At 68.1% G+C, this 21,774-nt stretch carries 23 protein-coding genes and 1 pseudogene; 10 read left to right on the top strand and 14 right to left on the bottom strand.

Annotation, left to right across the window (positions count from 1 at the left end):
* The 3 genes and pseudogenes from QM693_RS23330 to QM693_RS23320 all read right to left on the bottom strand — a co-directional run.
* Window positions 1–144 (bottom strand): annotated as a pseudogene (locus QM693_RS23330) (acyl-CoA dehydrogenase); the annotation flags it as partial.
* Entirely contained in the window at window positions 131–943 is an 813-nt protein-coding gene (locus tag QM693_RS23325) for an enoyl-CoA hydratase-related protein (protein WP_283353556.1), read from the bottom strand. The pseudogene QM693_RS23330 and the gene QM693_RS23325, both read right to left, overlap by 14 nt.
* Window positions 940–1,758 carry an SDR family oxidoreductase gene (locus QM693_RS23320; protein WP_283353555.1) on the bottom strand — a complete coding sequence of 273 codons (819 nt, stop codon included), beginning with the start codon at window positions 1,756–1,758 and terminating at the stop codon, window positions 940–942. Before QM693_RS23320 ends, QM693_RS23325 begins: the two co-directional genes overlap by 4 nt.
* A gap of 162 nt (window positions 1,759–1,920) precedes the next feature.
* On the opposite strand from QM693_RS23320, the gene QM693_RS23315 reads away from it, so the two are divergent.
* From QM693_RS23315 to QM693_RS23300, 4 genes are all read left to right on the top strand, one after another.
* Window positions 1,921–2,400, top strand: a complete 480-nt coding sequence (locus QM693_RS23315; protein ID WP_005252926.1) for a MaoC family dehydratase — start codon at window positions 1,921–1,923, stop codon at window positions 2,398–2,400.
* Window positions 2,401–2,428: 28 nt separating this feature from the next.
* Window positions 2,429–3,949 carry an AMP-binding protein gene (locus QM693_RS23310; protein WP_283353554.1) on the top strand — a complete coding sequence of 507 codons (1,521 nt, stop codon included), beginning with the start codon at window positions 2,429–2,431 and terminating at the stop codon, window positions 3,947–3,949.
* A gap of 5 nt (window positions 3,950–3,954) precedes the next feature.
* Complete coding sequence (locus QM693_RS23305) at window positions 3,955–4,968, top strand: NADP-dependent oxidoreductase (protein WP_009474199.1); 1,014 nt, start codon at window positions 3,955–3,957, stop codon at window positions 4,966–4,968.
* An 88-nt stretch (window positions 4,969–5,056) separates the two neighbouring features.
* Window positions 5,057–6,040, top strand: a complete 984-nt coding sequence (locus tag QM693_RS23300) for a quinone oxidoreductase family protein (protein ID WP_283353553.1) — start codon at window positions 5,057–5,059, stop codon at window positions 6,038–6,040.
* A 52-nt stretch (window positions 6,041–6,092) separates the two neighbouring features.
* On the opposite strand, the gene QM693_RS23295 is transcribed toward QM693_RS23300, so the two are convergent.
* The gene (locus QM693_RS23295; RefSeq protein ID WP_280783629.1) at window positions 6,093–7,469 is read right to left on the bottom strand and encodes an MFS transporter; all 1,377 of its coding nucleotides are present in this window, start codon (window positions 7,467–7,469) and stop codon (window positions 6,093–6,095) included.
* 191 nt (window positions 7,470–7,660) lie between these two features.
* Here QM693_RS23295 and QM693_RS23290 point away from each other — a divergent pair, with 191 nt between their 5' ends.
* Window positions 7,661–8,287 (top strand): TetR/AcrR family transcriptional regulator, encoded by a 627-nt coding sequence (locus tag QM693_RS23290; RefSeq protein ID WP_283335892.1) that lies wholly within the window; start codon window positions 7,661–7,663, stop codon window positions 8,285–8,287.
* A gap of 7 nt (window positions 8,288–8,294) precedes the next feature.
* On the opposite strand, the gene QM693_RS23285 is transcribed toward QM693_RS23290, so the two are convergent.
* The 8 genes from QM693_RS23285 to QM693_RS23250 all read right to left on the bottom strand — a co-directional run bounded on the left by QM693_RS23285 (window position 8,295) and on the right by QM693_RS23250 (window position 15,995).
* Window positions 8,295–8,933 carry a TetR/AcrR family transcriptional regulator gene (locus QM693_RS23285; protein WP_283335891.1) on the bottom strand — a complete coding sequence of 213 codons (639 nt, stop codon included), beginning with the start codon at window positions 8,931–8,933 and terminating at the stop codon, window positions 8,295–8,297.
* A gap of 1 nt (window position 8,934) precedes the next feature.
* Window positions 8,935–9,927, bottom strand: coding sequence for a phosphotriesterase family protein (locus tag QM693_RS23280; protein WP_283335890.1), 993 nt, complete (start codon window positions 9,925–9,927; stop codon window positions 8,935–8,937).
* Window positions 9,928–10,007: 80 nt separating this feature from the next.
* Window positions 10,008–10,658, bottom strand: a complete 651-nt coding sequence (locus QM693_RS23275) for a formylglycine-generating enzyme family protein (protein ID WP_283353552.1) — start codon at window positions 10,656–10,658, stop codon at window positions 10,008–10,010.
* 7 nt (window positions 10,659–10,665) lie between these two features.
* Window positions 10,666–11,067 (bottom strand): nuclear transport factor 2 family protein, encoded by a 402-nt coding sequence (locus tag QM693_RS23270; protein ID WP_005252906.1) that lies wholly within the window; start codon window positions 11,065–11,067, stop codon window positions 10,666–10,668.
* Complete coding sequence (locus QM693_RS23265; RefSeq protein WP_283353551.1) at window positions 11,064–12,194, bottom strand: 3'(2'),5'-bisphosphate nucleotidase CysQ; 1,131 nt, start codon at window positions 12,192–12,194, stop codon at window positions 11,064–11,066. The genes QM693_RS23270 and QM693_RS23265 overlap by 4 nt, the downstream gene beginning before the upstream one ends.
* Window positions 12,184–14,034 (bottom strand): adenylyl-sulfate kinase, encoded by a 1,851-nt coding sequence (cysC, locus tag QM693_RS23260; RefSeq protein WP_283353550.1) that lies wholly within the window; start codon window positions 14,032–14,034, stop codon window positions 12,184–12,186. Before cysC ends, QM693_RS23265 begins: the two co-directional genes overlap by 11 nt.
* Window positions 14,034–14,951 (bottom strand): sulfate adenylyltransferase subunit CysD, encoded by a 918-nt coding sequence (gene cysD / locus QM693_RS23255; protein ID WP_283353549.1) that lies wholly within the window; start codon window positions 14,949–14,951, stop codon window positions 14,034–14,036. Before cysD ends, cysC begins: the two co-directional genes overlap by 1 nt.
* Before the next feature lie 120 nt (window positions 14,952–15,071).
* Window positions 15,072–15,995, bottom strand: coding sequence for a helix-turn-helix domain-containing protein (locus QM693_RS23250; RefSeq protein ID WP_105423101.1), 924 nt, complete (start codon window positions 15,993–15,995; stop codon window positions 15,072–15,074).
* Between the two features lie 93 nt (window positions 15,996–16,088).
* Between QM693_RS23250 and QM693_RS23245 the strand changes: the two genes are divergently transcribed.
* Genes QM693_RS23245 through QM693_RS23235 form a run of 3 tightly spaced genes read left to right on the top strand, consistent with a single transcriptional unit; the run spans window position 16,089 to window position 19,226 of the window.
* Entirely contained in the window at window positions 16,089–17,255 is a 1,167-nt protein-coding gene (locus QM693_RS23245; RefSeq protein ID WP_283353548.1) for a hypothetical protein, read from the top strand.
* Between the two features lie 5 nt (window positions 17,256–17,260).
* Entirely contained in the window at window positions 17,261–18,049 is a 789-nt protein-coding gene (locus QM693_RS23240; RefSeq protein ID WP_283353547.1) for an SDR family oxidoreductase, read from the top strand.
* Between the two features lie 19 nt (window positions 18,050–18,068).
* Window positions 18,069–19,226 carry a sulfotransferase family protein gene (locus QM693_RS23235; protein ID WP_283353546.1) on the top strand — a complete coding sequence of 386 codons (1,158 nt, stop codon included), beginning with the start codon at window positions 18,069–18,071 and terminating at the stop codon, window positions 19,224–19,226.
* Here the strand turns inward: QM693_RS23235 and QM693_RS23230 are convergent.
* On the bottom strand, window positions 19,210–19,905 hold the full coding sequence (locus tag QM693_RS23230; RefSeq protein ID WP_283353545.1) for an arsenate reductase/protein-tyrosine-phosphatase family protein: 696 nt from the start codon (window positions 19,903–19,905) through the stop codon (window positions 19,210–19,212). The two genes, QM693_RS23235 and QM693_RS23230, sit on opposite strands and share 17 nt — an antisense overlap.
* A gap of 305 nt (window positions 19,906–20,210) precedes the next feature.
* Here QM693_RS23230 and QM693_RS23225 point away from each other — a divergent pair, with 305 nt between their 5' ends.
* Together QM693_RS23225 and QM693_RS23220 are read left to right on the top strand one after the other, a co-directional pair.
* Window positions 20,211–20,819: a ClpP family protease gene (locus QM693_RS23225; RefSeq protein WP_005568279.1), complete on the top strand. Its 609-nt coding sequence runs from the start codon at window positions 20,211–20,213 to the stop codon at window positions 20,817–20,819.
* A gap of 4 nt (window positions 20,820–20,823) precedes the next feature.
* Window positions 20,824–21,408, top strand: a complete 585-nt coding sequence (locus QM693_RS23220; protein ID WP_005264590.1) for an ATP-dependent Clp protease proteolytic subunit — start codon at window positions 20,824–20,826, stop codon at window positions 21,406–21,408.
* Between the two features lie 9 nt (window positions 21,409–21,417).
* On the opposite strand, the gene QM693_RS23215 is transcribed toward QM693_RS23220, so the two are convergent.
* Entirely contained in the window at window positions 21,418–21,765 is a 348-nt protein-coding gene (locus tag QM693_RS23215) for a helix-turn-helix domain-containing protein (protein ID WP_280783710.1), read from the bottom strand.
* Window positions 21,766–21,774: the final 9 nt, after the last annotated feature.

Genomic DNA, 21,774 nt, shown 5'->3' with positions numbered 1-21,774 from the left:
CACCGGCGGCTGGAAATGCGGATCCCCCGACTCCCGCATCTGCTCCTCGTACACCACCTCCGCCGGATACACATGCGAATCCATGAACTCCAGCAGATCGGTCTGCAACTGCTGGGCGCGATCCGAGATGTCAAACAGGGACATGGGAACTCCTGACGGGTAGTGAGGGAAACGTGGGTGTGCGCTTGTCGAGGTGACTCTGTACGCCCTCGACGAGATCGGCCCCGCGGAACGCCTGCAACATCAGGCCTTCCGCGCGGGCCACGGACTCGGCGTAGGTGCCGTCCGCATCGTTCTGTAATTGGTCCTTGATGACGGCCATCGACGTCGGGGAGCAGTGCGTCGACAGCCCCTCGGCATAGGCGACCGCGGCGTCGACGACCGCCCCGTCCGGCACGAGGTGGTCGACGAGTCCGATGCGCAGTGCCTCCTCGGCGTCCACCATGCGGCTCGACAGCAACAGGTCGGTGGCGCGGCTGCGTCCCACGAGCCGGGGCAGCAGCCAGGAGATGCCGTATTCGGCGATCAGTCCCCGCTTGGCGAAGGCGGTCGTGAACCGGGCGGACGCCGAGGCGAACCGGACGTCGCAGTAGAGGGCTTCCACCATTCCGAGACCGGCGGCGATCCCGTTGATCGCCCCGATCAGCGGCTTGCGCAGTGTCGCGGGAAGGTCGCGGGGGCGCGGCCGGAGGAGGTCTTCTTCGGAGACGTCACCGACGGCCTGCAGGCGTCCGAGGTCGGCGCCTGCGCAGAACCCGCGCCCGGCGCCGGTCACGACGATCGCGCGTACGCCGGGGTCGTCCTCGGCGTCGCTCAGCAGCGTGAAGTAGCGGTCCTCGAGGTCGTCGGTCCAGGCGTTCAGCTTGTCCGGCCGGTTGAACGTGAGCACCAGGACCGGTCCACGCCGCTCGGCGAGGACCAGGTCTGCGTGCTCGGGTGTCATGCGTGCTCCAGCAGCGAACTCTGGTAGCGGCGCATCCCGCGCAGCCAGCGGTCGTAGTCGGACCCCTTCTGCCGGTACATGGTGAGGACGCTCTCGTGGGGCAGGATCAGGAACGTCTCCCGGTCCACGGCGTCGAGCACGATGTCGGCGACCTGCTCGGGCTGCAACACGTCGCCTGCCGAGACGACGGCGCGGGTGGCCGCGACGCCGAGTGGATCACCCGAGTTCTCACCCGAGCGCATCAACTTCGTCTCGACTCCCATCGGACAGAGGCAGCTGACCCGGACTCCGTTGTCCCCGTAAGTGACCGACAGCCATTCGGAGAACGCGACGGCCGCATGCTTGGTGACCGCATAGGTGGCCGAGCCGATCTGAGTGAGGAGCCCGGCCGCGGACGCGGTCGACACGAAGTACCCCTCGCCCCGCTCGATCCACTTCGGCACGAGTTGCCGGGCGGCGCGGATGTGGGCGCGGACGTTGACGTCGATCGCGAGATCCCAGCCGGCGTCGTCGGCGTCGAGACCGGGTGCCCCCGCGATGCCGGCGTTGGCGAAGTAGAGATCGACCGGGCCGAACTCGGTCTCGGCGCGCTCGATGATGCGCCGGATCTGATCGGCGTCCGCGACGTCGGCACCCTCGGCGACGGCCGATCCGGGGTGGCGTGCGTTGATTCCGTCCGCAACCGCGGCGGCGGCGTTCGGATCGAGATCGGCGACCAGCACCTTGGCGCCCCGGTCGGCGAGACGGTCTGCGATCGCCCCGCCGATACCGCCTCCACCGCCGGTCACGATGGCGACCTTCTGTGCAACCTTCACGAGGTGTCCTCTCCTTCGCCGTGCGTTGTGACTCGCGTCTCTCTTTTGTATAGTTGAATCCGTCGTCAAGTTCAAGTGTCGGATTTCGACGAACACCTCGAAGTTCGATGCAGCCAACGTGACACATCCAGGCCCTGCACCACCCGGAATTGAGGGAGACAGATGACCGACACCACCGCACTGCCCGTTCGCCCCGCGAGCTTCGACGAGCTCACGGCGCTGATCGGCAAGGAGCTGGGCCCCACCGACTGGCACGACGTCACCCAGGAACGCGTCAACGCCTTCGCCGACGCGACCGGCGACCACCAGTGGATTCACATCGATCCCGAGCGCGCCGCCGCCAGCCCACTCGGCGGCACCATCGCGCACGGGCTGTACAGCCTGTCCCTCGGACCGGCGCTGTCGGCGACCCTGCTGCGGTTCGACGGTTTCGCCCACAGCCTGAACTACGGCTACAACAAGGTCCGTTTCCCCGCGCCGGTGCCGGTGGGTTCACGCATCCGGATGCGCGCCACCGTGCAGTCCGCGGAACAGGTCGGGGGCGGCATCCAGGTGACGATGAGCCAGGTCGTCGAGCGCGAGGGCTCCGACAAGCCGGTGGTCGTGTCCGAGTCCGTCGCCCGCGTCGTCGAGGCCGGATAGTCCTGCTACCGCGTCGGAGGTTGACGACATGGCAAATGTGATCGATCCGGTGTCCCGCCACGCGGACGCCACTCCCGGCAACATCGCACTACGGGGCGCGGACAGCACCCTGACCTACGGACAGTTGCGCGACGCGAGCACCCGGTATGCGGGAGCACTCACCGAAGCGGGCCTGTCCCCCGGCGACAGAATTCTCCTGGCCGCACCCTCCGTGCCCGAGTTCGTGGTGGCGTATCTGGGAATTGAGGCGGCGGGGTGCGTCGTGGTCCCGGTGAACACGATGTCCACCCGGCCCGAGACCGAGTACGTCCTCGCCGACGCCGGCGCCGCGCTCGCCATCGTGTGGCACGAACTCGGGCCCGCGATCGGCGACGCCGCGTCGGCGTTGGACATCCCCGCCTGGACGCTCGCACCCGACGCCGCCACACCGGACGCCGAGCCGGTTCCCGTCGTCGAGCGGAACCGCGACGACACCGCCGCCATCCTCTACACGTCGGGCACCACCGGGCGGCCGAAGGGCGCGGAGCTGACGGTCGGGAACCTGTTGTCCGGCGGCGAGATCGGCGCCGAATGCAGTCGCGGTTCCGGCGACGACCGGACGGGCACCGGGCTTCCCCTTTTCCACGTCTTCGGCCAGGCCTCGGTCATGATGGCGACGTTCACGGGCGGCGGGTCGCTGTCGCTGCTGGCGAGGTTCGACCCGGCCGCGATGCTCGCCCTCCTGCGACGCGACCGGCTCACGATCATGGCCGGGGTGCCGACGATGTGGAACGCGATGCTCCACGCCGCGGACGGCGCCGACTCGCAGGACTTCACCCAACTCCGCATCGCCATCTCCGGGGGCGCGTCGCTGCCGGGCGAAGTGGCCCGCGAATTCGAGTCCCGCTTCGGGTGCACCATCCTCGAGGGATACGGGCTCACCGAGACCACCGCGTTCGGCACGTTCAACGACATCGACCGCGGCGGCAAGATCGGCTACACCGGACGCGCGGTGCCCCGGCTGGAGGTCGAGGTGCGGGACCACGACGACACCGCCTGCCCTCCCGGCACCGTCGGTGAGGTGTTCGTGAAGGGGGCGACCGTGATGAAGGGCTACTGGAACCGGCCGTCCGACACCGCAGCCGTCCTGGACTCGGACGGCTGGCTGCGCACGGGGGATCTGGGCGAGATCGATGCGGACGGGGATCTGCGCATCGTCGACCGGGTGAAGGACCTCATCATCCGCGGCGGCTACAACGTGTACCCGAGCGAAGTCGAGGAGGTGCTGTACACACACCCCGACATCCTCGAGGCCGCCGTCGTGGGTGTTCCCGACGATCACTACGGCGAGGAGGTGGCCGCGGTCGTGGCCACCGTCCCCGGTTCCGGCCTGGACGGCGGCGAACTGACCAGCTGGGCGCGAGAGCGACTGTCCGCATACAAGATTCCCCGGATCGTCGCGATCGTTGATTCCCTCCCGAAGGGGTCGACCGGAAAGATCCTCAAGCGGTCGATCGACCGGACCGCACTGAAGAACGACGCACTGACCGCAGAAGTACCCGAAAGGTGAACACCGTGACATCCGTGAACAGGCAGGTCCGACTGGCGAAGCGCCCGGTCGGCCGTCCCGACGACTCCACCTGGGAGATCACATCGGAACCGATTCCCGAACCCGCGGACGGCGAATTCACCGTGAAGGTGGACTACGTGTCGCTCGACCCCGCGATGCGCGGGTGGCTGGACGACGTGAAGTCGTACGTGCCGCCGGTGGCGATCGGTGAGGTGATGCGCACCCACGCCGTCGGCCGGGTGGTGGCGTCGAAGAACGCGAAGTTCCCGGAGGGACAGCTCGTCTCCGGGCAGTTCGGTGTGCAGGAGTTCGCGCTCTCCGACGGCCGCGGCGCTCTCGCCGTCGACGAGTCGCTCGCCCCGGCACCGACGTGGCTGGGCGCGCTCGGTTTCCCCGGCATGACCGCCTATTTCGGCCTCACCGATGTCGGCAAGCTGGAGAAGGGCGACACCGTGCTCATCTCGGGGGCGGCCGGAGCGGTCGGGAGTATCGCCGGGCAGATCGCCAAGCTGAAGGGCGCCACCGTGATCGGCATCGCCGGCGGCCCGGAGAAGTGTGCGTGGCTGACCGAGGATCTGGGTTTCGACGCGGCGATCGACTACAAATCCGAATCGGTCGGGAAGGCGCTGCGCGCCGCGGCCCCGGACGGAATCGACATCTATTTCGACAACGTCGGCGGCGAGATCCTCGACGCCGCACTGGCCCGGCTCCGCAAGAACGCCCGGGTCGCGCTGTGCGGTGCGATCTCCGGATACAACGCCACCGACCCGCAGCCCGGCCCGTCCCGGTACCTGTCGCTGCTGGTCAACCGGGCGTCGATGACCGGGTTCATCGTGTTCGACTACCTCGACCGGTTCCCCGAGGGCATGGAGGCGATGTCGGAGTGGATCCGCGCCGGGGAGATCGTGACCCGCGAGCAGGTCGAGACCGGCGGCGTCGAGGCCTTCGGCCGCACACTCAATCTGCTGTTCGACGGCGCCAACACCGGCAAGCTCGTGCTGGAGATCGGCGACCACTGACAGCACACCCGCCCGGAGGGCTCGCCGCGGCCGTCACCGTACTACGGTGGCGGCCGTACCCGTGCGACGACGAGATGACGAGGTAGGCATGCGCGCGATCACCATTTCACGCTTCGGCGCGGTAGACGTCCTCGAGGCGGCCGACCTCGCCGTTCCGGAGCCGGGGCCCGGCCAGGCGAGTATCGATGTGTCGCACGCGGCGGTCGGGTTGGCGGACGTCCTCATGCGGCGTGGTGAATTCGGCGGGACACCACCGATCGTGCCCGGCCTCGAGGTGGCGGGAACGGTGCGGGAAGTCGGTGCCGGCGTGCATCATCTGCGGGTCGGCCAGCCCGTCGTGACGCTCTCTCGCCCCACCGCGGGCGGCTATGCCGAAGTGTCGGTGGCCGATGCGGCCATCACGATCCCGCTGGATTCCGTCGACCCTCGCCTCGATGCCGCCAAGGCGGTGGCGGTGGTCCCGAACACGACCACGGCGCTGCTGTCACTGGAACTCGTGGGCAATGTCGGTCCGGGAAGCCAGGTGCTGATCCACGGCGCCGCAGGTGCCCTCTCGGGCATCACCGCACAGGTGGCCCGTCGGCTCGGCGCCGCGCAGGTGCTGGGCACGGTCCGGTCCTCCCGGCGTGCGGCGGAGGCCGAGCGGTACGGATACGACCTGGTGGTGTCGAGCAACGGATTTCCCAGCGCCCTGTCGGACGCGGGCATCGATTCGGTGGACATCGTCGTGGACCCGGTCGGCGGCCGGTTGCGCGCCGAGAGTCTCGACGTGCTCGCGCCGCTGGGCCGGCTTCTCGCCGTGGGCAATGCGAGCGGAGAGGACGACGTGAAGGTCGGTGCCAACGAGTTGTGGCTCGCCAACCGCGCCGTCCTGGGTTTCAACGTCGGCGGACTGCTGATGCAGGATCCGACTGCCGCGGAGGCCGCCGCGCGCCGCGCGATCGAGTGGGTGGCCGCGGGCGCGGTGAGCATGCCGCACACCACGCTGCCGCTGGCGCAGGCCGCCGAGGCGCACCGCCTGCTCGAATCCGGGGACTGCGAGGGCCGGATCGTGCTGACGGTGCCGGACTGACGGCTGTGGGGTGGCTGGATGCCAGCCACCCCACGCCGCCCGGTAGTCCCGGCTAGTAGAACTGGGCGCCGGGTACGGCGGTGGGATCGTTCCGGACCTCGGCGGTGTTGGTCTCGCGGAGCTTCCACGCGCAGAGGAACGTGACCAGCCCCATCAGTGCGACGAAGACGGCGACGAACGTGGTGGTTCCGGTCTTGGCAATCAGCGCGGTCATGATGAACGGAGTGCCGCCGCTCACCGTGATCGCCGCCAGCTGGTACGCGAGGGACGCCGCCGAGTACCGGACGTTGGGCGCGAACAGTTCACCCATGTATGCGGCGATCGGCCCGTAGGTCATGGACTGGAAGACGCTGCCGACCGTGACGGCGATGAAGAACAGCAGCAGGTTCCGGGTGTTGATCAGCCAGAAGTACGGGAACGCCCACACGATGATCATCGCCGCGCCGATCAGGATCATCGGCCTGCGCCCGATCTTGTCGGACATGTGCCCGGACCACAGCACGACACCGACCGTGAGTCCGGCGCTGAGCAGCGAGATCGCGAGCAGGTCGTTGCGCTTCATTCCCAGTTCCGCGGTGCCGTAGCTGAGCACGCCGGCGATGGAGATGTAGAACAGGGAGTTGGTGGCCGCGAGCAGGCCGCAGCCGAGCAGGATCTTGCGCCAGTGTTCCTTGATCGCCTCCGTCAGCGGTGCGCGGACGACGGTCTTGTTCTTCTTCTGCGCCTCCTCCTGCAGGTCCCGGAATTCGGGGGTGTCCTCGACCTTGGTCTGGATGTAGAGCACGACCGGGAACAGCAGTGCGCTCGCTAAGAACGGGATCCGCCAGCCCCAGCTGAGGAACGCCTCGTTCGAGATCGCCGCGGTGGCGCCGAGGAACACGAGGTTGCCGAGCAGGACGCCGAAGGAGACGCCCATCTGGCCGAAGGTCCCGGAGAATCCCCGGCGCTTCGGGCTCGCCGATTCGGTCAGCAGCAGGACGATCCCGCCCCATTGACCACCGCAGGCGAGGCCCTGGACGAACCGCAGGGCCACCAGCAGGATCGGGGCCGCGACGCCGATGGTCGCGGCACCCGGAAGGCAGCCGATGAGGAACGTCGCCAGTCCCATGAACAGCAGGCAGGTGACGACGGCCGGCTTGCGGCCGTACTTGTCGCCGAAGTGCCCGGCCACGAGGCCGCCGAGTGGGCGTGCGACGAAACCCGCCCAGAACGTGCTGAACGAGAGCAGGGTGCCCATCAACGCCGACGAGTCGGGGAAGAAGACGTGGGGAAAGACCAGTGCCGCAGCGGTTCCGTACAGGAAGAAGTCGTACCACTCGATCGAGCTGCCGACGAGCCCCGCCGCAAGCAGTTTCCGATGCGCACGCTTGCGCGAGACGGCTGTGTCGCCGGCTGCGTCCTTACTCGGCTGCACCGCGGATGTAGTCATCCGATCACTCCTCGAGATAGGTCTTCGTATGGATGTGGGAATGAGACTTTTCAGAACATGACGCCAACTTCAAGTCAGTGAGCGCTTGCTTAGTGTGTTTGAATAGCTGTGTGATGTCAATCACTCGAGGGGATTGATCTTGCCGGATCCGCCGGTGCGGACGAAGCTCGAAACGGCGGAGAGGACCACCGATGACCGAACTGCGAGACGACGTGTCCGCGACCGAGGAGCCGAGCCCGGGTCCGCCGACATCCGAGGAACGCCTGCTCCGGGCGGCGACGACACTGTTCTCCGACAAGGGTTTCGAAGCCACCCGCACGAGGGACATCTCCACCATGGCCGGCATGAGCCCCTCCGCGATGTACGTGCACTTCCCCTCCAAGGAGGATCTGCTGTTCCAGCTCGTCCGCCGGTCGAACGAACGCGCGCTCGCGCTGGTGCTGGAGGCCGTGGCACCGTTCACCGACCCCATCGACCGTGTCCGGGCACTGGTCCGCGAGTTCAGCATCATGCACGCCCGGAACTTCCGCCGCGCCCGCATCGCCCAGTACGAGAGCAGGCATCTCGACCCCGAACACCGCGAGGTGGTCGCCGAGACCCGGCTCCAGATCCGGGTGGCGGCAATCCGGGAGGTGCAGAACGGGATCGATCAGGGGGTGTTCCTGATCCCCGACCCCCGCGTCGCGGTTCTGGCGATCATGTCGCTCGCGGTGGACATCTGCCGGTGGTACAGCCCCGACGGCGAATTCACACCGGAGGAGTTGGGCGACATCAACGCCGACCTCGTTCTGCGCATCCTCCACGCACCCGGCTACTGACAGCTCCTCACATGCGGTCGGGGACGCGTAGCGCGTTCGTCCACATCCGCGCGAGTCCGGCGGTCAACTGCTCGAACGTGAGCGATCTCCGCTCGCTCGGCGGTCCGACGAAATAGCTGTAGGCCATCCTTCCGACCATGGCGGACAACGCCTTCGACGTCAGCATCGGGTCGAGCGACGCGTCGGCGAGACCGCGGTCCTGCAGATCGGCGATCGCCCGCGCGTTGCGGCGGTAGAACGTCTCGTCCCGTGAGCGTTCCAGTTCACGGAATGCGGGGTCGACGTGCGCGACCTGCTCGAGCAGGGCCAGCAGTCGCGCATTCCGGCGGCACGCGTGCAGGTAGGCGCGGATGCTCGCCTCCACCACCGCGTGCACGTCGCCTTCGTCCGCGACCCGTCCCATGCCCGGATGCAGCAGGTCGTTCTGCGTCACCTCGACGACCGCCGCGAACGCCTCCTCCTTGTTGGTGAAGTAGGTGTAGAACGATCCGGTCGAGAGTCCGGCCTCCTTGCTGATGTCGACGAGACGGGCGTCGAGGTACCCCTCGCGCTCGAACACGACCCGGGCGGCGGCGACGAGACGATCTCGGGTGCGGACGCCCCGGGCCGTGACCGGGGGTGTGGGTGCGATTCGCGGGCGCGACATGTCAGTAGGGGTCGACGTTCTCGAAGTATCGCCGAGGCACCTCGACCAGCATCTCGGTGATCATCTTCTCGGTGACACCCCGCTCGCGGACGTAGGGCAGCACGTCGTTCTCGATGTGCAGGTAGTGCCACTGCGGGAGCGCGGACATCAGGGCGGGGTCGATCCAGTCGATGTAGCAGGAGGCGTCCTGCGACAGGACCATCTGCCCCGCGAATCCCCGGCGGCACATCTCGACGAGCGTGTCGGCACGGGCCTCGAACGTCGTCTCGAGGTTGATCCCGAACCGGTCCATTCCGAGGACGAAGCCGGCCTCGGCGAGGCTGGTCAGATGCTCGATGTCGGTGCTGTCTCCGCTGTGCCCGAGCACGATCCGGTCCGGCCGTACGCCCTCCTCGTCGCACATCACGCGTTTGACGTGCACTCCGGCCTCGCTACCGGGGTGGGTGTGCACGGTGATGGGCACGCCGGTGCGCCGATGTGCCTTCGCGACGGCCCGCATCACCCGCTCGACACCGGGCGTGGGCCCCTGGTGGTCGATCGCGCACTTGAGCAGTCCCGCGCGGACCCCGGTGTCGCCGATCCCCTCTTCGATGTCCTTCACGAACATGTCCACCATCGGGTCGGGGACCTCGGCACCGACGATCGCATCCAGCGCCGGACCGCGGTAGTGGAAGAAGAACGGCACGTCGTCGTAGGTGTACAGCCCCGTTGCCGCAACGATGTTCAGCTCGGGTAGCTGTTCCGCGACCCGCTGGATGCGCGGAATGTACCGGCCGAGGCCGACGACGGTGGGGTCGACGATGGTCCGGACACCCTGCTCCGCCAGCGCGCGCAGTTTGGTGACGGCGTCGGCGACCCGCTCGTCCTCGCTCCCCCACTCGTCCGGGTAGTTCTGCTGCACGTCGGGCGTCAGCACGAACACGTGCTCGTGCATGTAGGTGCGTCCGAGTTCGGCGCTGTCGATCGGTCCGCGGACCGTGTTGATCTGGCTCATGCAGACTCGCCCTCTCCGGGTGTGACCGTCGTCATACTCCCGAGCTCAGCGTAGAGCTAACTTGAACCTGACGTCAACATTTAGTCAGGAGTGAATACGCCCCGGGCGAGACGGAATCCGACGTCGTCGATGTGATAGGTCGGGTGACTGCGCCGACGCACGGAGGCACGGCAACTCCAGTGCTCGTCGAACCACCCACCGCCGCGCAGCACCCGGTACGTGCCGTACACCTCGGGGTCGTACAGATCCCAGCACCACTCCCACACATTGCCCAGGGTGTCGTGCAGGCCCCAGGCGTTCGGCTGCTTCCCGCCCACGTCCCGCGACCGGCCGTCGGAGTTGCCGCGGTACCACGCGATCGCGTCGAGCGGGCCGTACCGCGGACCCGTGGTGCCCGCCCGGCAGGCGCGTTCCCACTCCGCCTCGGCCGGAAGCCGGTACCCGTCGGCCGTGGTGTCCCACACGACGTCGTCGCCGGTCACGCGATAGGCGGCGGCGAGCCCGCCGCGCTCGGACAGGGTGTTGCAGAACAGGATCGCGTCCCGCCACGACACTCCGTCGACCGGCAGCCGCGTTCCCCGCGTCGTGCCCGGCCACTCGCCGGTGATCTCGGCGTACTCTCCCTGCGTCACAGGGTGGACGGCGATCTCGAAGGCATTCAGCTCGACGCTCCAGCTGCGGGTGGTTCGCCGATCCGACAGCGTGACCTGCCCGGCCGGGACGGCGATCATCGGGCCGCTATCCACCGCCGGCAGCAGCCTGGATCGGCGCCATGTCGAAGTAGTCGCGCCAGGTGGTGATCTTGCCGTCGGTGATCTCGAAGACGCCGACGACGGGCAGTTCGACGACGTTGCCGTTCAGCGTGAACACGTCGATCCGCTCGTTCATCACCACGCCGCTCGATTCCTCGGCGTTGGGACTCTGCCCGCCGTCGGTGACCTGCCGGTGCACCCGGAAGTCGATTCCGCCGAAGGCCGCGATGAAGCCGGCGACGAACTCACGGATCGCGTCACGCCCGATGACGGGTTCCATCGGAATATTGTGGTAGACGGCGTCTTCCGCGAAATACTCCGCGATCTTCGCCGGATCGGGCTCGATCCACTCGGCACAGAATTGGGTGACCAGTTGATCCGGGGTCATCGGTTCTCCCTTTCGATCGCGGACGGTTCGATGATGGCCATGACGGACTGGATCGCCCCGGCCGGGATGTCGAAATGTTCCGTGATCCGGACGGACGTCACCTCGGCGGGCGTGGCCCCGAGGTCGAGCACGAACCGGGCCACCACGTTGTCGCCCCACTCGTGGAAGGAGAGTTCGCGCACGGCCTGGATGGCCTGATACTGCAGGCCGTTCTCGAGTTCGTCCCGGATGAACGCCCCCGATTCGCCCGTGTGCTGCCCGTTCTCCACCCGCCAGGCGTTGTCCGCGAGACGCACCTTGGTGGCGTCGTGGCTGACCAGTGCATCGATATAGGCCCGGGCCATCGCGACCCGGCCGCTGTCGGCCGTGTCGGTGGCATGTGTCGCGATCGCGGCGAGCAGCGGCCGAGCCAGCTCCGGCCGGCAGATCAGGAGGTCGGGCAGGTACGGGTGGGACTCGTTGTAGTCCAACGGGGTTCCGTCGATCCGCGAGCAGTGCAGGCCCGCAGCCTCGGCGACGCCGACGGGCGCGGCCGAGTCCCATTCCCACTGACCGCCCGCGTGGATGTAGGCGTCCACGTCTCCGCGGAGCACGGCCATCGCCTTCGCTCCGGCCGAACCCATGGTGGTGACCTCGGCGCCGATCTCCGTCGCGACGGCGTCGACGAAGGCAGGCGGCCTGCTGGCGGACACGACGATCCGGGGCCGTGCCGGGAGTTGTTCGGTATGCACCGCGTGGCTGTCGTCGTCACTGGCATACACCGCGCCCAGCGCCGGTTGCGCGACCGCTGCCGCCGTGATCCCCCGACCGCGTTCCCACAGCGCGACGTGCACCGCCCAGTCCGAGTGACCGGGCAGTCCGTACTCCTTGGAACCGTCGAGCGGGTCGATGATCCACACCCGGGAACTCTCCAGGCGCGACCGGTCGTCGGCCGACTCCTCGGAGAGGATCGCGTCGTCGGGTCGCTCCGCGGAGAGCTTGCCGAGAATGAACGCGTCGGCGGCGACGTCGCCGCGCCTGCCCAGTTCACGACCGTCCGCCGATCCGAGTCCCGCGGTGCGGATGTCCAGCAGCAGGGCACCGGCACCGGAGGCGATGTCGGCCGCGAGTCGTGCGTCAGTGATCACGTCTCAACAATTCCATAATTCTCTCGGCTTGTTCGGTCGGCGTGCCGTCCCCGGGCCGGAGGACGAGTTCGGCGTTCTCCGGGGCCTCGTACGGGTCGTCGACCCCGGTGAATCCGGTGATCTCCCCCGCGCGGGCTTTCGCGTACATGCCCTTCGGGTCCCGCGCCTCGCACTGCTCCACCGGCGTGTCGACGAACACCTCGACGAAATCGAGGCCGGCAGCCCGGTGCTGCTCCCGGACGCGGTCCCGGTCGGCGCGGTACGGGCTGATCAGCGACGCGATCGCGACCACCCCGGAGTCGGCGAGCAGTTGTGCCACGGCGCCGACGCGGCGCACGTTCTCGGCGCGGTCCTCGGCACTGAAACCGAGGTCGGCGTTGAGACCGTGACGCAGGTTGTCGCCGTCCAGCCGGTAGGCGGGCACCCCGGCCGCGACCAGGCGTCGCTCGAGTTCCACCGCGACCGTCGACTTTCCCGACGCCGACAGTCCCGTCAGCCACACCGTGCGACCCCGCGTCGCCCGCTCGTCCCGCGAGACGGCCGCGGCGTGCCACACCACCTTCGAACGCGACAGCGTCGGCCCGGTGATCATGCCGGCGGCGACGGTGTTGTGGGTCGACTCGTCGACGAGGATGAAACTGCCCGTCACGTGGTTGCGGCGGTACGGGTCGAACATCAGCGGCTGCGACGTCCTCAACTGGATACGGCCGATCTCGTTGAGCGAGAGCGACTGTGCGGACTCGTCGCGATGCAGGGTGTTCACGTCGAGGCGGTAGTCGAGCCGCACGACGGACGCCCTGGTGGCGCGGGTGGTGTGCAGCAGCGTGTACCGCGCGTCCGGCGTCAGCGAGGACTGTTCGCTGAACCAGCAGACCATCGCGTCGAGCTCCTGCCCGACGAGCGGACGGTTGTTGGGGCGGCACAGCACGTCTCCGCGGCTCACGTCCAGCTGGTCGGCGAGCTGCACGCACACCGCCGACGGTGCGAACGCCTCGTCGAGGCGGGTTCCGCCGGGACCCCAGATGGCGCTGACGGTGGAGGTGAATCCGGACGGCAGTACCACCACCTCGTCGCCCGGCTTGAACACGCCGCTGGCGACCGTGCCCGCGTACCCACGGAAATCGTGCAGCGCGGAATCGGTCCGGCGCTGCGGCCGGACCACGTACTGCACCGGGAACCGCGCGTCGATGAGGTTGCGGTCGGATGCCACGTGGACCTGCTCGAGGTAGTGCAGCAGCGACGCGCCCTCGTACCACGGCATGTTGACGGTGCGTTGCGCGATGTTGTCGCCGCGCAGTGCCGACACCGGGATGAACGTGAGGTCGTGGACCTCGAGTTTGATCGCGAACTGCCGGAACTCCTCCTTGATCTCCTCGAACCGATCCTCGGACCACCCGACGAGATCCATCTTGTTGACGCACAGCACGAGGTGGGGAATTCCGAGGAGGCTGGCGATGAACGCGTGGCGGCGCGTCTGCTCGAGGATCCCCTTGCGGGCGTCGACGAGGATCAGGGCCAAGTCGGCGGTGGACGCGCCGGTCACCATGTTCCGGGTGTACTGCTCGTGCCCCGGCGTGTCCGCGATGATGAACTTGCGGTTCGGTGTGGCGAAGTAGCGGTGCGCGACGTCGATGGTGATGCCCTGTTCGCGTTCGGCGCGCAGACCGTCGGTGAGCAGTGCCAGGTCGGCGTGCTCGTCGCCCCGCTCGCGGCTGGTGCGTTCGACCGCCTCGAGCTGATCCTCGAAGATCGCCTTCGAGTCGTACAGCAGCCGGCCGATCAGGGTGGACTTGCCGTCGTCGACGCTGCCCGCGGTCGCGACCCGGAGTAGCTGCGGCATCAGAAGTACCCTTCCTTCTTGCGGTCTTCCATGCCGGCCTCGGAGATCCGGTCGTCGGCCCGGGTCGCCCCACGCTCGGTCACCCTGCTCGCGGCGACCTCGGTGACCACGGCCTCGGCGGTGGTTGCCGACGATTCGACGCAGCCCGTGCACGTGGCGTCGCCGACGGTCCGGAATCGGACGAGGGCCTCGTACGGCTCGTCACCGGGGAGCAGGGTCAGGAACCGGGTGTGCGCCAACAGCATTCCGTCGCGCGGCACGACCTCCCTGCGGTGCGCATAGTACAGGGGCGGCAGTTCGATCTTCTCCTCGCTGATGTACTGCCAGATGTCGAGTTCGGTCCAGTTGGACAGCGGGAACACCCGGATGTGCTCCCCCTTGCGGTGCCTGCCGTTGTAGAGGCTCCACAGCTCCGGGCGTTGGGCCCGCGGATCCCACTGCCCGAACTCGTCGCGGAAGCTGAACACCCGCTCCTTCGCGCGGGCCTTCTCCTCGTCGCGGCGGGCGCCGCCGAAGACGGCGTCGAAACCGTTGTCCCGGATCCCGCGCAGCAGCGCCGTGGTCTGGAGCCGGTTGCGGCTGGCCCGCGGACCCGTCTCCTCGCTGACGCGGCCGGCGTCGATGTCGTCCTGCACGCTGGACACCACCATCCGCAGGTCGAGGTGTTGGACGGTCCGGTCGCGGAATTCGATGACCTCGTCGAAGTTGTGGCCGGTGTCGACGTGCATGACGGCGAACGGGAGAGGTGCCGGCCAGAACGCCTTGGCGGCCACGTGGAGCATGACCACCGAGTCCTTGCCGCCGGAGAACAGCAGAACCGGACGCTCGAACGTGGCGGCCACTTCTCGGAAGATGTGCACGGCTTCGGCTTCGAGTGCGCCGAGGTGGGACAACTCGTACACGGGCGGTGCGGTCATGGGCGACTCCTCGTCGCGAGTGCCTTACCGGTCACTGGTCCATATTTGGACCAGCTCGGTCGAAAATGATTGCACCTCCGAGAATAGAACGTGTTTCAGATTGTGGTCAATGCCCCTGTGTCACCGCGGCCGGCGGCCGCCCACCTCCGCGGTGATCGCGTCCGCGGCCGCAGCGAGAGCCTTGCCCCGCCGCGCGATGTCAGACGGCGCGAGTTCGGCGCCCACATAGAGCGTCAGAACCATGGCCTGATGACCCTCGGCGTCGTATGTCGGCGCGGCGATGAGACTGACGGGGTGCGGCGCGGCGGGGTCCGCATGTTCGGCGTCCAGGTACACCCGCTCCCCCAGGCTGGACACCATCTCGCCGAGCACGTCACGCAACTCCGGCGGCAGGTCGTGCGCGGCGACGCCGGCCATGAGCGTGTGCAGGCGCTGGCCGACCGGAGTGAGCGTCTCCACGAGATACCCGGTCCGGGAGCACTCGTCCACCACCGTGCGCAACCGGTCGCGGTCGAGGCGCACCGGCAGGGTCGGCTCCCGCCGCAACCACGACTGCAGCGCGTCGTCGCCGTCCCACAGCACGTACATCAGGCCGACGGGCGGCGCGAACGGGTACATCTCCCCGACCTTGGCGGCGGCCCGCACACCCGGCGGACTCGTCAGCTCCAGGACGGCGATCCGGTCGCCGACCACCGCCGACGCCGTGCACGTCGTCCGGAATTCCTCACTGAGCACGGCGAGGTGCCTGCGTGCCACCGGCCCGGCCGCGAATCCTTGCTGCGCCGCGCGGCCGGCCGCGATGAGGGCGGGCCCGAGGCCGTACGTCTTCGTGGCGGGATCCCGGACGAGATAGCCGCCGCGGGCCAGTTCCGTGAGAATTCCCAGGCAGGTGGGCTTGCTGATGTCGAGTTGCCGGGCCAGCTCCGACAAACCGAAGCGGTGCTCCTTGCGCGCCACCAGGAAGTCGAGCACCTGCACCACACGCTCGGTGGGCGGCGACCGTCGGCCCTGCGCCCGGTCGGGCGCCTCGTCGTCGTGCCCCATTGACCACTCCTTAGAACACGTTCTATTGTCGGTGCATCAACGTTCTACCACGCAGGTACATATTTGTACCACCCCCATCGTGAGGAGCACGGTGTGCTGACCGACCCATTCGCCGACGCCATGGCCGAGGCCGAGAAACTGATCGAAAGCGCCCCCCACATCCGCACCGAGCAGGATCTGCTGGAGGGCTACCAGTACCTCGCCGGCGGCATTCTCGCCACGACGCACGCGGCCTGGGCCACCGAACGGTCGCACCCGACGTTCATATCGGGCACCGGCCCGTACATGAAGATGGGCCTCGACAACCCCGACACGCTGTACTTCGGCGCGCGGATCAACGACGACGTCGAATACGTGGTCACCGGGCGGCGCGGCACCACGGCGGACCTGAGCTTCCAGGTGCTGAGCGGAAACTACACGGCCGCACACGTTCCCGGCAGCGTCACCGCGTTCGACGACCGGGAGATCGACATCGCCCCCGACGGCTCGTTCGAGGTGCGATTCGGCCCCGACGAGAGCGCAGGCAGGCGCAACTACTTCACCCTCGCGCCGGGTTCGTCGCAACTGGTGGTCCGGGAGGTGTACAGCGACTGGAGCCAGCAGCGCGGCACCATCCGCATCGCCAGGGCGGATACGACGGGCACGGCCCCGGGGCCGCTCACCCGGGAAGCCGTCGAGAAGCGTTACGCCCGTGCCGGCAGAGCCCTGGTCTCCCGGGTGAAGACGTGGCTGCAGTTCCCGGAGTGGTTCTACCTGAACCTGCCGGTGAACACGATGACCGAACCGCGGCTGACGCCGGGCGGCCTCGCCACGCAGTACTCGTCCGTCGGGCACTACGAACTCGCCGACGACGAGGCGATCATCATCACCGTCCCGAAAGCCGATGTGCCCTACCAGGGTTTTCAGCTGGGCAGCATGTGGTACATCTCCCTCGATTACGTCAATCACCAGACCTCGCTGAACGTCGCCCAGTCGCAGGTGGATCCGGACGACCACATCCGTCTCGTCGTCAGCGAGCGCAACCCCGGCGTGGCCAACTGGATCGCCACCGTCGGGCACCTCCGCGGGTACCTGCAGTTCCGCTGGCAACGCGTCTCCCGTGAACTGACCCCGGACGACGGGCCCCGCATCGAGGTCGTGAAGTTCGACGAGATCCATCGGGCGCTGCCGTACTACGACTCCAACAAGATCTCACCCGAGGACTTCGCCGCACGCATCGCCACACGCCAGGCCGCGGTCGCGGACCGGATGCTGGGGTGAGCGCCATGACTACTCCGCAACTCCTGCAGGACAGGGTGGTCGTCATCTCCGGCGTCGGACCGGCCCTGGGCCGCACCCTCGCCGTCCGCTGCGCCGACGCCGGCGCGGACGTGGTGCTGGCCGCCCGCACCGCATCGCGTCTCGACGAGGTGGCCAAGGAGATCATCGCCGTCGGCCGCCGCGCGGTGACCGTCCCGACCGACATCACGGATCAGGCCTCTGCCGAGAATCTGGCGTCCGCGGCCGTCGACGCGTACGGCAAAGTCGACGTGCTGATCAACAACGCGTTCTCGGTTCCGTCGATGAAACCGCTGGCCCGCACGGAATTCGACCACATCCGCAGCAGTTTCGAGCTGACCGTGCTCGGGGCGCTGCGGCTGACCCAGCTGTTCACCCCCGCACTCGCCGACGCGAACGGAGCGGTGGTGAACATCAACTCGATGGTGCTCCGGCACTCCCAGGAACGGTACGGCAGCTACAAGATGGCCAAATCCGCCCTGCTCGCGACGTCGCAGTCGCTCGCCACGGAACTGGGACCGCAGGGAATCCGCGTCAATTCCGTTGCCCCCGGCTACATCTGGGGAGACACGCTGAAGCAGTACTTCACGCACCAGGCCGAGAAGTACGGGACGACCGTCGAGCAGATCTACGAACACACCGCCGCGAACACCGACCTGAAGAGGCTCCCCACCACCGAGGAAGTGGCCGACGCCGTGATCTTCCTGGCCTCACCGCTGGCGAGCGCCGTGACCGGCCAGTGCCTCGACGTCAACTGCGGCGAATTCCATCACTAGCGACGAGAACCGGAGCATCATGAGCGAGCGCACCACCGTCGGCACGGTCGAGGACCTTCACGCCTCGGCCACCCGCCTGACCGGCCTCACCGACTTCGGCGTGGACGACTACACCGAGGCCCTCGGCGTCCTGCTGGACTCCTACCACGTCGACGAGCAACTGACCCCGCTCGGAAGCAAGGTGTCGCGGGTGTTCCTCCGCGGCGCCCTGGTGGCGCGGCTGCTGAGCGAGGCGGCGTGGAAGCAGCACCCCGAGCACGCGGACGTGCGGATCGAGCGGCCGATCTTCGTCACCGGGCTCCCCCGCACGGGAACGACGGCGCTGCACCGGCTGCTCACCGCGGACCCGTCGCATCAGGGCCTGGAGATGTGGCTGACCGAGATGCCCCAGCCCCGGCCGCCGCGCGAGACCTGGGAATCGAATCCCGTGTTCCAGAAGATCGAGGAGGGCTTCAGCCGTCACCACATCGAACGCCCCGAATTCATGGGCGTGCACTACATGTCGGCGAGCGAGGTCGAGGAGTGCTGGCAGCTGCTGCGGCAGACGTTCAAGTCGATCTCCTACGAGTGCCTGGCGTCTCTCCCGACGTACTCCCGCTGGCTGGAAGGCCAGGACTGGACCAACGCCTATCAGCGACACAAGAAGAACCTGCAGCTGATCGGGCTTCCCGACCGGGACCGCCGCTGGGTGCTGAAGAACCCCAGCCACCTGTTCGCGCTCGACGAGTTGCTCGCCGTCTATCCGGACGCCCTGATCATCCAGACCCACCGGCCGCCGCGCACGATCGTCCCGTCGGTGTGCAGCCTGGCGGAACAGGCGACGGAAGGGTGGTCGGAGAAGTTCCGGGGCAGCGTCATCGGTGAGAGCCAGCTCGAGCTGTGGGCCCGGGGGCTCGAGCAGTTCACCGCGGCGCGCACCCGGCACGACCCCGCTCAGTTCATCGACGTCGACTACCACGATTTCGTGGCCGATCCCCTCGGCACCGTCGAAGGGGTCTACACGCACTTCGGGCTCGATCTCAGCTCCTCGGCCCAGTCGGCGATGGAGGCGATGCACGCCGAAAGTCGCAGCGGCGACCGCCGCCCCTCGCACAAGTACACGCTCGAGGAATTCGGACTGACGGCCGAGCAGGTGGACGAGAGATTCGCCAACTATCAGTTCAGCGCGACCAGCTGACGGGATAGTCGAGGATCGACGACGCCGCCCGCGCCGCGATCAGCGGCCTGGGCGACAGCGGCAGGTGGACGACCGGGGACGGCAGCGGTACGGGCTCGGGTTCGGGCTCTGGTTCGGGCTCGGGTTCGGGCTCTGGTTCGGGTTCCCGCATCTTCGTGCCGCTGCCGAGGTCGAGTGCGTCGAGCAGCGGCATCAGTTCGGCGGCGATCCGATCTCCCACGTGCGTGAACGCCGCCTCGCCGAGGCCGACGGGGTCGCTGATGTTCGCGTCGTCGATGGGGCCGTACTCCCTTCGCGCGATGGCGAGTTCGGCGACGGTGCGGGCACCGGTGTCGGTGGCGATCCGGCGGGCCTCGCGAAGCGTGAACGTGCAGTGGCTCGTCCCGAGGAGCAGTTCCATCGAACGGTCCCGGATCTGCTCGGTCATCGCGAGGACGAGGTCGGCGCGTTTGATCATCTCGGGCCGAAGGCGGCGCGCTCGGAATCCGTCGGCGCTCGCGCCGAGGCCTTCGATGACGCGGGCGGCGACGGGTTCGATCGGAAAGCCCACGAGGGCTCGGACGCCGGCGCTCTCCGCGGTGAGGTGCGGCAGGTCGTGGGCAAGCGCGAACGCGTGCGTCAGCCGCTCTGCGATCGGCGAGCGGCAGACGTTCCCGCTGCAGATGAACAGAACGTGCATGAGGGCACCCTAACCAGCGACTTCGCCTTCGCGCGCGGGCAATTCCACTGTCCGAGCGGTCTGTTTCGAACGTTCACCTGCCCGTGGTGAGTCGTTCACCCCTCGGACTCCTCGCGGTCACGTCGAATCACGAACGCCCAGTTCACCGCGGTCGACACCGGAGTGTCGCCGCGTATGCGATCTGCGTCACTTCCCGGGGTGGGCGCCCCGCCGTCGCCGGGGGTTCGGAACCTCCCCGGCACGGGTCGTCTGCCCACAGCAGACAAGTGCCGGTCCGGCGCCGGCGCGGCGGTAGTAATGGAGGCATGACCACAGCCGCACTACCCGACCTGAACTACCGCGACCTGTTGGCGGACAGACTATTTCGTCAGCGCACGATCCTCCTCACCGGCGAGGTGGACGACGCCATGGCCGAGCGGGCCTGCTCCGAACTGGTGCTGCTCGCGGCCGCCGACCCCAAACGCGACATCGTGCTGTACATCAATTCCCCGGGCGGCTCCGTCTTCGCCGGCCTGGCCATCTACGACACGATGAAGCTCGTTCCCAACGACGTGGTGACCGTCGCCATGGGTTTCGCCGCCAGCATGGGCCAGGTACTGCTGTGCTCGGGCACCCACGGCAAACGGATCAGTCTGGCGCACAGCCGCATCATGATGCACCAGCCCTCGGCCGGCATCGGCGGCACCGCCGTCGACATCGCCATCCAGGCCGAGAGCCTCGAACGGATGAAACGACAGTCGCAGGAGATCCTCGCCGCCGAGACGGGGCATCCGGTCGAGCAGATCGCCGAGGACAGCGACCGGGACCGGTGGTTCACCGCCGACGAAGCCCGCGACTACGGGATCGTCGACCGCGTCGTGTCCTCGTTCGCCGAGATCGCCCCGCACACCACCGCCCCGAGAATTGGATTGTGAAGCCATGTCCCAATACACCATTCCCCACGTCATCGAGCGCACCCCGGCAGGCGAGCGGTCGTTCGACATCTTCAGCCGACTGCTGAACGAGCGGATCGTCTTCCTGGGCACCGAGATCGACGACGGAGTCGCCAATGTCGTGATGGCACAGCTACTCCACCTCCAGGCGGACAGTTCCGATCAGGAGATCGGTCTGTACATCAATTCGCCCGGCGGCTCCACGACCGCGATGCTCGCGATCTACGACACGATGCAGTTCCTCCGACCGACCATCGCCACGTACTGCATGGGTCAGGCCGCGTCCGCCGCCGCCGTGCTCCTGGCGGCCGGAACCAAGGGACACCGCCACGTCCTGGCCCATTCCCGGACGCTGCTGCACCAGCCGTCGACACAGGGCAACGGCACGATCTCCGACCTGGCGCTCCAGGCCGCGGAAATCATGCGGGTCCGTTCGCAGACCGAGGCGATCCTGAGCAAACACACCGGTCAGACCGTCGAACGCCTGCGGCGGGACACCGACCGGGACCGCATCTTCACAGCCGAGGAGGCCATCGAGTACGGCCTGGCCGACACGCTCGTCGCGGCCTGACAGAGGACGCTACGCGGCGAGCAGCGTGGGCACCTGCCGGTTCACGCTCCTGGTCGCCGGGTTCCGGTTCGCCGCGCCGAGCCGGCGCCCGGACCGGAACAGCAGGTGTTCCACCGGCAGACCGAGCGCGCCGCACACCGCGCGCAGCATTTCCGACGACGGCTCCTTCTTCCCGCGTTCGATCTCGGAGAGGTACTGCTTCGACATGCCGACGGCGGCGGCGACGTCCTCGAGGCTCCGATCCTGGTCCCGGCGGGCCTCGCGGAGCACTCGCCCGTACAGCTCACGCACCAGCGGCTCCTCCCGTGATTGCTCGGGAGCGGCTGTCACCAGCGTCAGTCTGCGCTGAGCTTCCATACCGTCGGA

The sequence above is a fragment of the Rhodococcus sp. IEGM 1305 genome, from assembly GCF_030058635.1.
In the GTDB taxonomy this organism is placed as follows: Bacteria; Actinomycetota; Actinomycetes; order Mycobacteriales; family Mycobacteriaceae; genus Rhodococcus_F; species Rhodococcus_F opacus_D.
Note: the sequence above shows the minus strand (reverse complement) of the source record. Positions and strands in the feature narration are given on the sequence as shown.